The organism is Streptomyces sp. NPDC006283 (assembly GCF_040613325.1).
GTDB lineage: Bacteria > Actinomycetota > Actinomycetes > Streptomycetales > Streptomycetaceae > Streptomyces.
The window spans coordinates 1-15148 of sequence record NZ_JBEXRZ010000070.1 but is presented as its reverse complement, the minus strand read 5'-3'; the positions used below and the strand labels follow the sequence as shown (position 1 = coordinate 15148).

14 protein-coding genes are annotated in these 15148 nt (G+C 69.5%); 6 read left to right on the top strand and 8 right to left on the bottom strand.

Going from position 1 to position 15148, the window contains the following annotated elements; all coding sequences use genetic code 11:
* Positions 1 to 10 precede the first annotated feature (10 nt).
* On the bottom strand, positions 11 to 643 hold the full coding sequence (locus ABZ070_RS16945) for a sulfite oxidase-like oxidoreductase (RefSeq protein WP_356634458.1): 633 nt from the start codon (positions 641 to 643) through the stop codon (positions 11 to 13).
* Between the two features lie 153 nt (positions 644 to 796).
* On the opposite strand from ABZ070_RS16945, the gene bfr reads away from it, so the two are divergent.
* Positions 797 to 1276, top strand: coding sequence for a bacterioferritin (bfr, locus tag ABZ070_RS16940; protein WP_356634456.1), 480 nt, complete (start codon positions 797 to 799; stop codon positions 1274 to 1276).
* Positions 1277 to 1338: 62 nt separating this feature from the next.
* Here the strand turns inward: bfr and ABZ070_RS16935 are convergent, their stop codons facing one another.
* Both ABZ070_RS16935 and ABZ070_RS16930 read right to left on the bottom strand, forming a co-directional pair.
* Positions 1339 to 1587 carry a (2Fe-2S)-binding protein gene (locus ABZ070_RS16935; RefSeq protein ID WP_356634454.1) on the bottom strand — a complete coding sequence of 83 codons (249 nt, stop codon included), beginning with the start codon at positions 1585 to 1587 and terminating at the stop codon, positions 1339 to 1341.
* 159 nt (positions 1588 to 1746) lie between these two features.
* Complete coding sequence (locus ABZ070_RS16930) at positions 1747 to 3093, bottom strand: class II 3-deoxy-7-phosphoheptulonate synthase (protein ID WP_356634500.1); 1347 nt, start codon at positions 3091 to 3093, stop codon at positions 1747 to 1749.
* A gap of 163 nt (positions 3094 to 3256) precedes the next feature.
* Between ABZ070_RS16930 and ABZ070_RS16925 the strand changes: the two genes are divergently transcribed.
* The 3 genes from ABZ070_RS16925 to ABZ070_RS16915 all read left to right on the top strand — a co-directional run bounded on the left by ABZ070_RS16925 (position 3257) and on the right by ABZ070_RS16915 (position 8218).
* The gene (locus ABZ070_RS16925) at positions 3257 to 6040 is read left to right on the top strand and encodes an N-acetylmuramoyl-L-alanine amidase (protein ID WP_356634452.1); all 2784 of its coding nucleotides are present in this window, start codon (positions 3257 to 3259) and stop codon (positions 6038 to 6040) included.
* Between the two features lie 98 nt (positions 6041 to 6138).
* Positions 6139 to 6195 carry a trp operon leader peptide gene (locus tag ABZ070_RS16920; RefSeq protein WP_356634498.1) on the top strand — a complete coding sequence of 19 codons (57 nt, stop codon included), beginning with the start codon at positions 6139 to 6141 and terminating at the stop codon, positions 6193 to 6195.
* A 118-nt stretch (positions 6196 to 6313) separates the two neighbouring features.
* A complete protein-coding gene (locus tag ABZ070_RS16915) occupies positions 6314 to 8218 on the top strand; it encodes an anthranilate synthase family protein (protein WP_356634450.1) in 1905 nt (634 codons plus the stop codon).
* A gap of 8 nt (positions 8219 to 8226) precedes the next feature.
* Here ABZ070_RS16915 and ABZ070_RS16910 read toward each other — a convergent pair whose 3' ends face one another.
* The 5 genes from ABZ070_RS16910 to ABZ070_RS16890 form a co-directional block, all read right to left on the bottom strand.
* Positions 8227 to 9231 (bottom strand): 2-hydroxyacid dehydrogenase, encoded by a 1005-nt coding sequence (locus ABZ070_RS16910; protein ID WP_356634448.1) that lies wholly within the window; start codon positions 9229 to 9231, stop codon positions 8227 to 8229.
* A 64-nt stretch (positions 9232 to 9295) separates the two neighbouring features.
* Positions 9296 to 10324: a 6-phosphofructokinase gene (locus ABZ070_RS16905; protein WP_356634446.1), complete on the bottom strand. Its 1029-nt coding sequence runs from the start codon at positions 10322 to 10324 to the stop codon at positions 9296 to 9298.
* 156 nt (positions 10325 to 10480) lie between these two features.
* Entirely contained in the window at positions 10481 to 11155 is a 675-nt protein-coding gene (locus ABZ070_RS16900; RefSeq protein WP_356634444.1) for a response regulator transcription factor, read from the bottom strand.
* A complete protein-coding gene (locus ABZ070_RS16895) occupies positions 11152 to 12360 on the bottom strand; it encodes a DUF5931 domain-containing protein (RefSeq protein ID WP_356634442.1) in 1209 nt (402 codons plus the stop codon). Before ABZ070_RS16895 ends, ABZ070_RS16900 begins: the two co-directional genes overlap by 4 nt.
* Before the next feature lie 28 nt (positions 12361 to 12388).
* Positions 12389 to 13174 (bottom strand): lysophospholipid acyltransferase family protein, encoded by a 786-nt coding sequence (locus ABZ070_RS16890; RefSeq protein WP_356634440.1) that lies wholly within the window; start codon positions 13172 to 13174, stop codon positions 12389 to 12391.
* 210 nt (positions 13175 to 13384) lie between these two features.
* On the opposite strand from ABZ070_RS16890, the gene ABZ070_RS16885 reads away from it, so the two are divergent.
* Both ABZ070_RS16885 and ABZ070_RS16880 read left to right on the top strand, forming a co-directional pair.
* Positions 13385 to 14191 (top strand): alpha/beta fold hydrolase, encoded by an 807-nt coding sequence (locus ABZ070_RS16885; RefSeq protein ID WP_356634438.1) that lies wholly within the window; start codon positions 13385 to 13387, stop codon positions 14189 to 14191.
* The gene (locus ABZ070_RS16880; protein WP_356634436.1) at positions 14184 to 14735 is read left to right on the top strand and encodes a hypothetical protein; all 552 of its coding nucleotides are present in this window, start codon (positions 14184 to 14186) and stop codon (positions 14733 to 14735) included. The genes ABZ070_RS16885 and ABZ070_RS16880 overlap by 8 nt, the downstream gene beginning before the upstream one ends.
* Positions 14736 to 15148: the final 413 nt, after the last annotated feature.

Below are 15148 nucleotides of genomic sequence, written 5' to 3'. Positions count from 1 at the left end.
TTCACAGGGCTCAGAGCTCCGGGCCGTCCCCCGGCTCCTCCTGGTAGGAGTAGCGCTGCTCCCGCCAGGGGTCGCCGAGGTTGTGATAGCCCCGCTCCTCCCAGAAGCCGCGGCGGTCGGCCGTCATGTACTCCACACCCCGGACCCACTTGGGCCCTTTCCAGGCGTACAGATGCGGCACGACAAGGCGCAGCGGAAATCCGTGCTCGGCCGTCAGCAGTTCGCCGTCCTTGTGGGTGGCGAAGATCGTGCGCTCCGCGACGAAGTCCGCGAGACGCAGATTGGCGCTGAAGCCGTACTCGGCCCAGACCATGACGTGGGTGACGGCGGGAGCCGGCGGCGCGAGTTCCACGATCGTACGGGCGGGGACACCACCCCATTCGGCCCCCAGCATGCTGAACTTCGTCACGCAGTGCAGGTCCCCGACCACGGTCGAGAACGGCAGCGCCGAGAATTCCTCGTGGTTCCAGCAGCGCTTGTCGCCGTCGGCGGTGGCGCCGAAGACCCTGAACTCCCAGCGGTCCGGCTTGAACTTGGGAACGGGCCCGTAGTGGGTGACCGGCCAGCCTCGCTGCAGTCGCTGCCCCGGCGGAAGCTCGGACTCCTCTTGTGCGCGGTAATCCCGGCTCTCCGGCTGACCCATGCCTTCAATGGTGACAGACCAAGAGGGGTGGTCATGACCAGGTCTGGCCCGATTCGGGCAACTCCTACTAAGCATGCACTTACTGGACGCCCCACGGCCGCGGTGCGAGGATGCGCGAACCTGCCAGTCATACGCGCGGAAGGAGCCTCTGCGATGCAGGGCGACCCCGAGGTCATCGAGTTCCTCAATGAGCAGCTGACTGCCGAGCTGACCGCGATCAACCAGTACTTCCTGCACGCGAAGATGCAGGAGAACTTCGGCTGGACGAAGCTCGCCAAGTACACCCGTGCCGAGTCGTTCGACGAGATGAAGCACGCGGAGGTGCTGACCGACCGGATCCTCTTCCTCGACGGCCTCCCGAACTACCAGCGGCTGTTCCATGTACGCATCGGGCAGACGGTCACGGAGATGTTCCAGGCCGACCGACAGGTCGAGGTGGAGGCGATCGACCGCCTCAAACGCGGTATCGAGGTCATGCGCGCCAAGGGCGACATCACGTCGGCGAACATCTTCGAGTCGATCCTCGCGGACGAGGAGCACCACATCGACTACCTCGACACCCAGCTGGAGCTGGTCGAAAAGCTCGGTGAGGCGCTGTACATCGCCCAGGTGATCGAGCAGCCGGAAAGCTAGCCGCCGAAGCGGCCGGGTCTCAGCCGCGCGGCCCTGCGTTCAGGTGGAAGGGCGGCCGATGGTCAGGCGGCTTCGTCGAGCGCGGGCCGATCGTCCCCGGCGGCCAGCACGGCTGCACTCTGCCCCTGCTCCAGCAGCTCACGGCGGGGGCATGCGCCGCGGCCGAGAATCCCCTGAATCCGCCGCACGCAGGAACCGCAGTCCGTGCCCGCCTTGGAGACGGACGCTATCTGCCGCGGGGTGCAGGCGCCGGCTTCCGCGTGCTCCTTGACCTGCTTCTCCGTAATGCCGAAGCATGAGCAGACGTACACGCGGGTTCACCTCCCGGCGGGATCGATTGGTGTGGCGCCGTCCCGATGATCGGTGAGGCTAACCTAACCTTACCCGGCGCCCGGGGCGGGTAAAAGCCCCGAATATGCCAGTGGGGCGTGGATCACACGGATCCACGCCCCTCTGTCATCGGTTCCTCACTACTGGTCGCGGTACATCTCGGCGACCAGGAACGCCAGATCCAGGGACTGGCTGCGGTTCAGCCGCGGGTCGCAGGCCGTCTCGTAGCGCTGATGCAGATCGTCGACGAAGATCTCGTCGCCGCCGCCCACACACTCGGTGACGTCGTCACCGGTGAGCTCGACATGGATACCGCCCGGGTGGGTGCCGAGGGCCTTGTGGACCTCGAAGAAGCCCTTGACCTCGTCGAGCACGTCGTCGAAGCGGCGGGTCTTGTGGCCGGAGGCCGCCTCGAAGGTGTTGCCGTGCATCGGGTCCGTCACCCAGGCCACGGTCGCACCGGAAGCGGTGACCTTCTCCACCAGCTCGGGGAGCTTGTCGCGGACCTTGTCGGCGCCCATGCGGACGATGAAGGTCAGCCGGCCGGGCTCGCGCTCGGGGTCGAGACGGTCGATGTAGGTCAGCGCCTCGTCCACCGTCGTCGTGGGGCCGAGCTTGATGCCGATCGGGTTGCGGATCTTCGAGGCGAACTCGATGTGCGCGCCGTCGAGCTGGCGGGTGCGCTCACCGATCCAGACCATGTGGCCCGAGACGTCGTACAGATCGCCGGTACGGGAGTCGACGCGGGTCAGGGCCGACTCGTAGTCGAGCAGCAGCGCCTCGTGGGAGGCGTAGAACTCGACCGCCTTGAACTCGGCCGGGTCGGTGCCACAGGCCTTCATGAAGTTCAGGGCGTTGTCGATCTCACGGGCGAGCTGCTCGTAGCGCTGCCCCGACGGGGAGGACTTCACGAAGTCCTGGTTCCAGGCGTGCACCTGGCGCAGGTCCGCGTAGCCACCGGTGGTGAAGGCGCGCACCAGGTTGAGCGTCGACGCGGAGGCGTTGTACATCCGCTTCAGGCGCTCGGGGTCCGGGACACGGGCCGCCTCGGTGAAGTCGAAGCCGTTGACGGAGTCGCCGCGGTAAGTGGGCAGCGTCACGCCGTCGCGGGTCTCGGTCGACTTGGAGCGCGGCTTGGAGTACTGGCCCGCGATCCTGCCGACCTTCACGACCGGCACGGACGCGGCGTACGTGAGCACGGCGCTCATCTGCAGCAGTGTCTTGAGCTTGGCCCTGATGTGGTCGGCGGACACGGCGTCGAAGGCCTCGGCGCAGTCGCCGCCCTGGAGCAGGAACGCCTCGCCCCTGGCGACGGCTCCCATCCGGGCGCGCAGCTGGTCGCACTCGCCCGCGAAGACGAGCGGCGGATACGACTCGAGGTCCGCGATCACATCGCGCAGAGCCTCGGCATCGGGGTACTCGGGCTGCTGCGCCGCGGGCAGGTTTCGCCAGGTGTTGCCACCGGTAGCGGTGGTCTTAGCGTTCACGGTCACAACCACCACATTACGGGGTCCGGGTATCTGTCCAGCCCAGTGCCCAGTGACTGAGACGGCTGCCCGAAATGTCCATGGAGGGGATTGACCCGATCGGGCGGTGCTACCCTGCGGCCACTTTCGAAACAATAAAAACAAAACAAGGCCAGGGGTGGGCGTGAGCCAGGGGCATCGCAGGGATCGAAAGAAGAGACGGCTCTTCTACGGTGTGGCGGCGGCTGTCGTCGCCACCGCCACAATCGGGACCGTCGCGGTGGCGTCGCCCGATCTCGTCGGGCTCGGCGACGACAAGGCCGCCCGCAGCCAGTCGCTCCAGTCGCAGTTCGCGGAGGCGGCGCAGGAGTTCGACGTACCGCAGAGCGTGCTGATGGCGGTCTCGTACCGGCAGACGCGGTGGGAGTCGCACAACGGCGAGCCGAGTGTCACCGGCGCGTACAACGTCATGGGACTGACCCAGGTCGACGCCGAGGACATCGAGCAGCCGGACACCAAAGAGCGGCTGGCCCATCTGAACGAGAGCGGCAAGCCGGAGATCGAAGAGACCTTCGACGCCGCCAAGGTGCTGCGCAGCCTGCCGAAGGAGACCGTCGACACCGACGACCCGCGGCTGCACACCCTGGACGCGGCGGCCGCGCTGATCGACGCCTCCGAGGAGTCCGTGAAGACGGACGCCGGTGAGAGCATCCGCGCGGGTGCCGCACTCCTCGCCGAGTACCAGAAGCAGGCCACGGGCGACCTGACCGACGACGCCGACAATTGGTACGCCGCGGTGGCGCGCTACAGCCAGTCGCCCGACAAGAAGGGCGCCGACCTGTTCGCGAAGCGCGTCTTCGAATCGATCAGGACGGGCGAGCGCGCGGTCACCACCGACGGCGAGCACGTCACGCTGCCGGCCGACCCGACGGTGAAGCCGGTCAAGCCGTCGAAGCTGCCGCTGGCGACGACCGTGAGCACGACTGCCGTTCCGACCCCCGAGTGCCCGTCCGGTCTGAACTGCAACTTCGTCCCGTCCAGGACGTCCAGCACCGGCGTGCGGAACTACACTCTCGCCGACCGGCCCCAGCAGGGTGTCGACATCCGGCAGATCGTCATCCACGACACCGAGGGCAGTTACGAGGGGTCGCTCGCCACCCTCACCAACCCCGACGTGAAAGCCAGCGCCCACTATCTGGTCCGTGCCTCTGACGGCCTCGTCACCCAGATGGTCGAGAACAAGAACCTGGCGTGGCACGGCGGCAACTGGACCATCAACATGCACTCCATCGGCGTGGAGCACGAGGGCTACGCCATGAAGGGCGGAGGCGGCTGGTACACCGAGCCGCAGTACGAGTCCACCGCGGCGCTGGTGAAGTTCCTCGCCGCCAAGTACGGCATCCCGCTGGACCGCGAACACATCATCGGTCACGACGAGCTTCCGGTGCAGCTGGACAGCTACATCAGCAAGACGCACTGGGACCCGGGCCCGTTCTGGGACTGGAACCGCTTCATGTCCCTGCTGGGCGCCGCCACGGGTGCCGGTGGTGCGGGAGGCCCTGTCAAGGCAGGCCAGGTCGTGCGTGTGGTGCCGCCGTTCACCTCGGCGAACCAGCCCGAGCTGACCTACTACGACAGCGACTCGGGGACCAACAAGACGGCCCCCGCCCAGCCCGCCAACTTCGGTTACCTGTACACGTCGCCGTCCACGAGCGCGTCCACGCTGACCGACCCGTACTTCTCCGCGCTCTGGTCCCAGGGCTCGAACTGGGCCAACAAGGTCCGCGCCGGCAGCACCTACGTGGTCGCCGAGTCCCGGAGCGACTGGACTGCCATCTGGTTCGCGGGCAAGAAGGGCTGGTTCCACAACCCGGGCGGCCAGTACACCGTGCCGGTGACCGACTCCCCGACGCGAGTGCGGGCCAAGGCCGGTACGACGGTCAAGGTCTACGGCCGGGCCTACCCCGAGACCGCCGCCTACCAGGCCGCCGGCCTCGAGGCTCCGACGGACGACCCGAACTACCTGACGAAGTACCCGCTCACCGGCGAGTACGCCCAGTCCGGTCCCGCCGTCAAGGGCGACGACTGGTTCGGCTCCGCCCAGCGGAACGTCATCGGCAACGACGTCTACATCCCGATCCACTACAACCACCGCCAGGCGTGGGTGAAGGCGGCCGAGGTGGAGCAGGTACCGGGCGCCGCTCCCGACGCCGGCGCCGACCGCGCCAACATGCTCGCCCGTGACTCCGGCGGCTCGCTGTACCAGTACCAGGGCACGGGCAGCGCGTCCACGCCGTACTTCAAGCGGTACCGCGTCGGAGCCGGCTGGCAGGTCTACGACAAGATCACCAATCTGGACACCCTGCGTGCGGACGCGAGCGGCGACATGGTCGCCCGCTGGGACGACACGCTGTACTACTACCGGGCGAGCGGCAACGCGGACCAGCCGTTCCTGGGCCGGCTGAAGACCGGTACCGGGTGGCGGAAGTTCAACCTCCTGGAGGGCACCGGTGACCTCACCGGCGACGGCATCTCCGACATGCTGGCCCGCTGGGACAACGACCTGTACCTCTACCGGGGCACCGGCGACCCGGCCGCGCCGTTCGCCTCCCGCTCCCTGGTCGGCACGGGCTGGGGCAAGTTCGACAAGCTGGAGGCCATCGGGGACCTGACCGGTGACGGCAAGCGGGACCTGGTGGCCCGCTGGAACAATGACCTGTACCTGTACCGGGGCACCGGCGACCCGGCCGCGCCGTTCGCCTCCCGCTCCCTGGTCGGGACGGGCTGGGGCAAGTTCGGCGTCCTGGAAGGCGTCGGTGACGCCAACCGAGACAACATCCCCGATATGGTGGCCCGCGACAGCGCCGGAACGCTCTACCTCTACCAGGGCACCGGCAACGCGGCAGTACCGTTCAAGTCCCGCACCACCGTCGGTTCCGGCTGGCAGATCTACAACCTGCTGATCTGATCCGGCGCTCCGCGCACACTCCGCCCGCGGCCGCCGCGGTCCGTCCTCATCGTGGGACGCGCCGCGGGACCGCGGGCGGATGCGTTAGGGTCGGCGTCATGTTCGCGCACTCGACCCAGAGCTGGTGGTGGACCGCAGACCCGGCGGCCCACTGACTGACGCGCGCGACACCGAATCGCGAAGGCCGCCCGAGGGGCGGCCTTCAATGTTTCCCGGACGAAGCGGTTTTCCGGACGAAGCGGCCGTTCCTCCCACTCGGAAGGAACACCCCGCATGACCGACAGCCTCATCAGCCGACTCCTCGACGACGACTGCCCGCCGTTCGCCCTGCTGCGCCGCCGTACGCCCGGCCACGACCACGACACCGTGGAGGTGCTGACCGGCGAGGTGCGGGATGTGGCGCGTCTCGCCGACATCCCGGTGGGCAGCGAGCGGCCCTCGCTCGCCCTCGTCCCCTTCCGCCAGATCGCGGAGCGCGGTTTCGACGTCACCGACGACGGCACCCCTTTGTCCGTGCTCCTCGCCGACGAGTGCCATGAACTCCCCCTCTCGGACGTGCTTTCCGCCCTCCCTCGCCACGACGTGCGGGTGGAGAACGGACAGTTCGACGTCGACGACGACGAGTACGCCCGGATTGTCCGCAGGGTCGTCGAGGACGAGATCGGCAGGGGCGAGGGGGCAAACTTCGTCGTCCGCCGCACCTTCACCGGCCGGATCCCCGGCTTCGCCCGCGCCGACGCACTCGCGCTGTTCCGGCGACTGCTGACCGCGGAACGCGGCGCCTACTGGACCTTCGTCGTGCACACCGGGGACCGCACACTGGTCGGCGCGAGCCCCGAAGTGCACGTCCGCATGAGCGGCGGGACGGTCGTGATGAATCCGATCAGCGGGACGTTCCGCTATCCCCCGGAAGGGCCCACCGCCGAGGCGCTGCTCGGCTTCCTCGACGACCGCAAGGAGCGCGAGGAGCTCTCCATGGTCGTCGACGAGGAACTGAAGATGATGTGCACCGTCGGCGACATGGGCGGTGTCGTCGTCGGGCCCCGGCTGAAGGAAATGGCTCATCTTGCACACACCGAGTACGAGTTGCGGGGCCGCTCCTCGCTCGATGTGCGCGAGGTGCTGAAGGAGACCATGTTCGCGGCGACGGTCACGGGATCGCCCGTGCAGAACGCCTGCCGCGTCATCGAGCGCCACGAGGTGGGCGGCCGCGGCTACTACGCGGGGGCGCTGGCCCTGATCGGGCAGGACGCGGGCGGCGCGCAGACGCTGGACTCGCCGATCCTGATCCGCACTGCCGACATCGGCGCGGACGGCACGTTGCGCGTGCCGGTCGGGGCGACGCTGGTACGGCACTCCGACCCGGCCGGCGAGGTCGCGGAGACACACGCCAAGGCGGCGGGCGTGCTGGCAGCTCTTGGGGTGCGCCCGGGCCGGCCGGACACGCCCTTGGAGCACCCGCGGCTCGCCGACGACCCGCGGGTGCGTGCCGCGCTCGACGCACGCCGCGCCGATCTCGCGCCTTTCTGGCTGCGGATGCAGGACGTGGCGTCCCCCGCTCGAGCCGACAAGGACCCCGGGCAGCTGTCCGGGCACGCCCTGGTCGTCGACGGCGAGGACACGTTCACCGCGATGCTGGCGCATCTGCTGCGCTCGACCGGCCTCGCCGTGACGGTGCGCAGATACGACGAGCCGGGTCTGCGGGAGCGGGTGCTCGCCCATCGGGGGCCGGTGGTGCTGGGTCCGGGCCCGGGCGATCCGGCCGACGCGGCGGACCCGAAGATGCACTTCCTGCGGTCTCTCGCCGCCGATCTGCTGAAGGGGCACCGCCACGGCCTGCTGGGCGTCTGCCTGGGCCACGAGCTGCTCGCGGCGGAGCTGGGTCTGGACATCGTCCGCAAGGACGAGCCGTACCAGGGGGCGCAGGAGCGGATCGACTTCTTCGGCCGCCCCGAGACGGTGGGCTTCTACAACAGCTTCACGGCCCGGTGCGACGAAGCCACGGCAGCGGAGCTCGCCATGCACCGGATCGAGCTCAGCCGGGACGAGATGACGGGCGACGTGCACGCGCTTCGGGGCAGCGGCTTCGCCGGCGTGCAGTTCCACCCCGAGTCGGTGCTCACCAGGAACGGGGCGCAGCTGACGGCGACGCTGCTCGCGGGCGTGCTGGTCGGATAGCGGGGCCGTCAGGGGGCCGGCTCGGCGGGGACGAGCACGTTCTCGCTGCGCCGGCCCGCCACATAGTCCTCGACGTTGCGCGCCGTCGTGTCCACGATCTGCGCGACGGCGTCCGCCGTGTAGTAGGCCTGGTGCGAGGTGACCAGCACATTGGGGAACGTCATCAGCCGGGCCAGGGTGTCGTCGTCGACGGCCTCCATCGACTTGTCGATGTAGAACAGCCCGGCCTCCGCCTCGTACACATCGAGTCCCACCCCGGCGAACCGGCCCTTGCGCAGCTCGGCGACGAGAGCGTCGCTGTCGATGAGTCCGCCGCGGCTGGAGTTCACCAGGATCGCGTCGTCCTTCATCGCCCGCAGCTCGTCGGCGCCGATCAGATGGTGGGTGGCGGGCAGCAGTGGCACGTGCAGGCTGATCAGGTCGGCGGCGGCGAGCAGTTCGTCCTTGTCGACGTACTTCATGCCGAGTTCGACGCACCCGGGGTCGGGGGCGAGGTCCCAGCCGAGCAGTTGCATGCCGAACCCGTGCGCGATCCGGGTGAACGCCCCGCCGATCTTGCCGGTGCCGAGCACGCCGACGGTGCGGCCGCGCATGTCACGGCCCATCAGTCCGTCGAGCCGGAAGTCGAAGTCACGCGTCCGGTTCGAGGCGCGGACGATGCGCCGGTTGACGGCCATGGCCAGCGTCCAGGCGAACTCGGCGACGGAGTACGGCGAGTAGGTGGACACCCGGGCGATGGTCAGACCGAGGTGCTCTGCCACCTCCAGGTCGATGTTGTTGAAGCCGGTGGAGCGCTGGGCGATCATCGCCGTGCCGCCGGCGGCCAGGGTCCGCAGCACCTCAGCGTTCAGCTGGGCGTTCACGCTGGTGGAGATCACCTCGTGCCCGGCGGCGATGGCCGCCGTGTCCTCGGTGAGGAACACATCGAGACACCGGACGTCGTGGACCCCCGCGAATGCCTTCTCGATCAGTGGTTTCTCGTCGGCCTGCACACCGAAGGCGAGGATTTCCACTTTTTCTCCCGGTATATGAGCTGTGGGCCGGATATCGCGAATATACGGCCCACACCCCGTCCCGTCAGCCGAAGAAGACGCCGACCTCCTCGTAGAGCTTCGGGTCGACCGTCTTGAGCTTCGTGGTCGCGTCGGCGATCGGCACCCGCACGATGTCGGTGCCCTTCAGCGCGACCATCTTCCCGAAGTCGCCCTCCTGCACGGCGTCGATGGCGTGCAGCCCGAAACGGGTGGCCAGCCATCGGTCGAAGGCGCTCGGTGTACCGCCGCGCTGCACATGGCCGAGCACCGTGGTGCGCGCCTCCTTGCCCGTGCGCCTCTCGATCTCCTTGGCCAGCCACTCGCCCACACCGGAGAGCCGGACATGGCCGAACGAGTCGAGCGTGGCGTCCTTGAGCACCGCCTCCCCGTCCTTGGGCATCGCGCCCTCCGCGACCACCACGATCGGGGCGTAACTGGCCTTGAAACGTGAGGTGACCCAGGCGCAGACCTGGTCGACGTCGAAGCGCTGCTCGGGGATGAGGATGACGTTGGCGCCGCCGGCCAGGCCCGAGTGGAGGGCGATCCAGCCGGCATGACGGCCCATCACCTCGACGACCAGAACCCGCATATGGGATTCGGCGGTGGTGTGCAGCCGGTCGATGGCCTCGGTGGCGATACCGACGGCCGTGTCGAACCCGAAGGTGTAGTCGGTGGCGGACAGGTCGTTGTCGATGGTCTTCGGGACGCCGACGCAGTGGACGCCGTACTCGTCGTACAGCCGGGCCGCGACGCCGAGGGTGTCCTCGCCGCCGATGGCGACCAGGGCGTCGACCTCCTGCTTGGCGAGGTTCTCCTTGATCCGGCGGATACCGTCCGCTTCCTTCAGCGGGTTGGTGCGGGAGGAGCCGAGAATGGTGCCGCCGCGGGGCAGGATCCCGCGGACGGCCGGAATGTCGAGCGGGACGGTGTCGCCCTCGAGCGGTCCGCGCCAGCCGTCGCGGTAGCCGATGAACTCGCAGCCGTACTCCTGCACACCCTTGCGGACGAGGCCGCGGATGACCGCGTTGAGGCCGGGGCAGTCGCCGCCCCCGGTCAGTACTCCGACGCGCATGGAAAACTTCCCTTCGCCTGGTGAGCCTATGACCGTCACGCTAATGGTGACGCAGGTCACTCAGGGATGGGCCGAATGGTCAATTCCTGCGCTGTTCGCGGCCGTTGTGCGACGGCCATTCACTCGTACGGGTAAAGCGGTGCGGTGGCCCCGGGGTCAGGCGTCGTCGAGGCCGCGCTCGATGGCGTACCGAACGAGCTCGACGCGGTTGTGCAACTGGAGCTTGCCGAGCGTGTTCTGCACGTGGTTCTGGACCGTGCGGTGCGAGATGACCAGCCGCTCGGCGATCTGCTTGTACGACAGGCCCTTGGCGACCAGCCTCAGAACCTCGGTCTCCCGCTCGGTGAGCTGCGGTGCCTTGGGCTCGTCCGCACCGGCCGCCGGGGCGGGCTCGGAGGCGAGGCGACGGTACTCGCCGAGGACCAGGCCCGCGAGACCCGGTGTGAAGACGGGATCGCCCGCGGCCGTGCGGCGTACCGCGTCCGTCAGCTCGTCGGCGCCGGCCGACTTCAGCAGATAGCCGGTGGCGCCCGACTTCACCGCTTCCAGGACGTCCGCGTGCTCGCCGCTCGCGGAGAGCACCAGGACCCGCAGGCCGGGCAGGGCCGCCACCAGCTCCTTGCACACCTGCACGCCCGGCTTCTCGGGCAGATTGAGGTCCAGCACCAGCACATCGGGCGCCACCGCCTTGGCCCGGCGCACGGCCTGCGCGCCGTCGCCCGCCGTCGCGACGACGTCGAACCCGGCCTCGGTCAGGTCGCGGGCGACCGCGTCCCGCCACATCGGGTGGTCGTCGACCACCATCACCTTGATCGTCTGCTGGTCCGTCATTTTCCTGCCTTCCCCCGCGGAATCTTCAGCTCTACTTCCGTGCCCTGGCCCGGAACCGAGATCAGCTCGGCCGTCCCGCCGAGGTCCCGCAGCCGGCCGCGGATGGACTGGGCGACTCCGAGCCGCCCCTCCCCCTCGGCCTGTGCGAGCCTGCCCTCCTCGATGCCCGGCCCGTCGTCCCTGACGGTCACCGTCACCTCGTCCGGCCAGTCCTCGACCAGGATCCAGGCCTGGGCGTTCTCGCCCGCATGCCTGCGCACATTGTCCAGGGCGGCACCGACGGCCGCCGCCAGCTCGCGCGCCGCACTAGCCTCCAGCAGCACCGGGGCGCCCGGCTCCGACAGCGTCACGCGCGCCCCCGCATGCGGGGACAGCAGCGTGCGCAGATCGCACGGCGGCGCCGGTTCGTCGTCGTCCGGCACCTCCACGACCCGTACGACCGCCCCCTGCGACTCGTCCTCCGACACCCGTGAGGCGGGCACCAGACCGCCGGCGACCAGGCTGCGCAGCGCGACCTCCTGCTCGCCCGCCATACGGCCCAGCTCGGCGGCCTCGCCACCCAGCGCGGTGCCCCGCCGCTGCACCATGGCCAGCACCTGCAGGACGCTGTCGTGGATGTCGCGCGCGAGGCGCTCCCGCTCGCGGGTGGCTGCCTCGATCTCCAGGGCGCGCGCCAGGGTCCGCTCGGAGGCGCGGGCCACCTCGACGACGTAGCCGATGGCGATGGACGCCACCCACACCAGCAGGACGTTGTGGAACGTGTCCCGGCTGGGTTCGCCCCGTTCGATGATGTTGGCGACGGCGACGAAGGAGGAGGCGAAACCGGCCCAGCGCCAGCCGCCCTTGATGGCGAAGGCGAGCACCGAACCCGCCGTCCAGATGGAGGGCAGGGTGGGCCCGTCCTGGGTCTGGGCGTGCGCGTCGGCGAGGGGGGTCAGCAGGATGCCGGTGAGAGCGACGGCGAGGTCCGCGCCCAGGAACCCCCGGGTGCAGCGTGCCGCGTTCGCGACCTTGGGGAGCGTGGCGAACGTCCAGACGACGAGCACCGCGAGGAAGCCGACCGCCACCAGCGGGCGCTCGAAGTTCTGCCGGGTGAAGACGTAGAGCAGTACCGCGTAGACCATGGTCAGCACGCGATAGGCGGTCAGCGCACGCCACAGCGGCTGCTCGACCGACATACGCACGACTCGCTCGCGCTTGGCCATTTCCCCCCACCCCCGCGGTGCGACCCGGCTAGGCGGCCGGCCGCTGCGCCTTCTTCTCCTTGTCGGCCTTCTGGGCCTGCGCCTTCTCGGCCTTCTCGGCCTCTGCCCTGGCGGCCTTCTCGGCCTTCTCGGCGTCGGCGATCTGGCGCTTCGCGGCCGTCGCGTAGATGTCGACGTACTCCTGGCCGGACAGCTTCATGATCTCGTACATGACCTCGTCGGTCACCGACCGCAGGATGAAGCGGTCGCCGTCCATGCCGCGGTAGCGGCTGAAATCGAGCGGCTTGCCGATCCGGATGCCGGGGCGCATCAGCTTGGGGATCACCTTGCCGGGCGGCTGGATCTTCTCGGTGTCGATCATCGCGACGGGGATCACGGGCGCGCCGGTGGCCAGCGCCACACGGGCGAGACCGCCGGGCTTGCCGCGATAGAGACGGCCGTCCGGGGAGCGGGTGCCCTCCGGGTAGATGCCGAACAGACCACCGGACTCGATCACGTCGATACCGGCCTTGATCGCCGCCTCACCCGCGCCGCGCGCCCCCGAGCGGTCCACGGGAAGCTGGCCGACGCCCTTGAAGAACGCGGCCGTCAGCCTGCCCTTCACACCGGGCGAGGTGAAGTACTCCGCCTTGGCGATGAAGGTGACCTTGCGGTCGAGCACCGCGGGGAGGAAGAAGGAGTCCGAGAACGACAGATGGTTGCTGGCGAGGATCGCGGGACCCTCGGCGGGAATGTTCTCCAGCCCCTCCACCCAAGGCCTGAAGGCAAGCTTCAGCGAGCCTCCGATGGAGAACTTCATGGCGCCGTAGATCAACTCGAATGCCTCCTGTTGCTGTCGAACAGACCTTAACCCGAGGTAGGCCCCCGCTTCCCGCGCGAGGGGGCCGTGCGCGGCCTCTCACATACGTGCCGCGGGTGCGCGAACGGCCCTGGTCGGTGTCGGTGCGGTCGCGTACCGTGAAGCACACCCTTCGCCCTTGCCGTACACCACGTACGTCTCACACCTCACGAACAGGAGACCCCGGTGCCGGTCATTCCTGGAGCCGAGCCCTACCGCCATGACGGCGGCGAGGTCGGCGTCCTCCTCTGCCACGGTTTCACCGGATCCCCGCAGTCGCTGCGGCCCTGGGCCGAGTACCTGGCGGAGCGGGGACTGACGGTGTCCCTGCCGCTGCTGCCGGGCCACGGCACCCGCTGGCAGGACATGCAGGTCACCGGCTGGCAGGACTGGTACGCGGAGGTGGACAGGGAGCTGCGCACGCTGCTCGAGCGGTGCCGGCAGGTGTTCGTCTTCGGCCTCTCCATGGGCGGCGCGTTGACGCTGCGGCTCGCCGCCAAGCACGGGGACGCGGTCCGGGGCGTCGTCGTCGTCAACCCGGCCAACAAGGTGCACGGTGCGATGGCGGCCCTGCTGCCCGCCGTACGCCACCTGGTGCCGTCCACGAAGGGGCTGACCAGCGACATCGCCAAGGAGGGCGTCGAGGAGATCGGGTACGACCGGGTGCCGTTGCACGCCGCGCACTCGGTGCGGCAGTTCTTCCGGATGGTCGACGGCGAACTGCCGCAGGTCACGCAGCCGATGCTGCTGCTGCACAGCCCCGAGGACCATGTGGTGCCGGCCGCGGACTCGGCCAGGATCCTCAGCCGGGTGTCCTCCACGGACGTCACGGAGATCCTGCTGGAACAGAGCTACCACGTGGCGACGTTGGACCACGATGCGGAGCGGATCTTCGAGGAGAGTTACGCGTTCATCGGCCGGCTCGCTCCGAGTGCGGGGACCAAGGGGTCCTCCGCGACGGAAGCCTTGGGAGGGAGCACGACCGGTGGCTGAGCAGCACGACGCGGACCGTGAGCCGCAGCCGATCGACGAGGAGGCCGCCTGGGCGGCCATCGTCGCCGGGTACGGCGAGGAGCCGGCCGACCCGCCGGGAGCGAAGCCGTTCAAGTCGGTGGACGATCTGGCCCTGCTCGAGAGCGACGTGAACGAGTCCCCGGAGCCGTCGGCGGAGAAGCCCGACGAGGACAAGCCCGCGCTGGGCAGCTCGATCACCTTCGCGCCGGGCGTCGGCGGCCCCCGCGACTACCAGGTCGCCGAGGCGAGCGACGACGACCTCGACGAGAGCGACGAGGGTCACTTCGTCCCGCCGGAGCCACCGCCCCTGCCGGAGGCGGACGTGACGGCCAAGTTCGCCTGGCTGGCGGTGATCGGCGGCCCGGTGCTGATGCTGGTGGCGGTGCTGCTGAGCTGGGACATGACGTGGTGGCTGACGACCCTGTGCGTGGGCGGCTTCCTCGGCGGCTTCGCCACGCTGGTGGCCCGGATGTCCCATGACGACGACCTGCCGGACGACCCGGGCCGGGGCGCGGTGGTCTGACGCCCCGAAGCCCCCGGCCGGATGCCCCATGACGACAACACGCCCGGCGCCCCGGACCGCGCCGCGGTGATCCGACCGGCCGGGGCCCGGCCCCGAAGCCCCCGCCTGGGGCGTCCTCCGCACCCAGGGGCCCCCGGCCTGCGGCTCCGGCCGACTGGAGCTGACCTGAGGGAGCCGATGACCGCGGCACGGTGATCTGACGCCCCCGGGGCCCGGTCCCGAAGCCCCTGGCCGGAGCTTCCTGGGACCTGCTCCGCCCTCAGGGCTCCCCGGCCTGCGGCTCCGGCCGACTGGAGCTACCTGGCGGAAGCCGGATCACCGCGTCGCGGCAACCCAGCCACGTCTGGGGGAACCTCCCACGGCCGCCAGGCCACAGGGGGAGACCGAGACACCGCACGGAGTGCGGTACCGGG

Coding starts and splice junctions, on each gene's coding strand:
- ABZ070_RS16945 (WP_356634458.1), bottom strand. CDS start 643: ATGGGTCAGCCGGAGAGCCGGGATTACCGCGCACAAGAGGAGTCCGAG.
- bfr (WP_356634456.1), top strand. CDS start 797: ATGCAGGGCGACCCCGAGGTCATCGAGTTCCTCAATGAGCAGCTGACT.
- ABZ070_RS16915 (WP_356634450.1), top strand. CDS start 6,314: ATGACCGACAGCCTCATCAGCCGACTCCTCGACGACGACTGCCCGCCG.
- ABZ070_RS16905 (WP_356634446.1), bottom strand. CDS start 10,324: ATGCGCGTCGGAGTACTGACCGGGGGCGGCGACTGCCCCGGCCTCAAC.
- ABZ070_RS16900 (WP_356634444.1), bottom strand. CDS start 11,155: ATGACGGACCAGCAGACGATCAAGGTGATGGTGGTCGACGACCACCCG.
- ABZ070_RS16895 (WP_356634442.1), bottom strand. CDS start 12,360: ATGGCCAAGCGCGAGCGAGTCGTGCGTATGTCGGTCGAGCAGCCGCTG.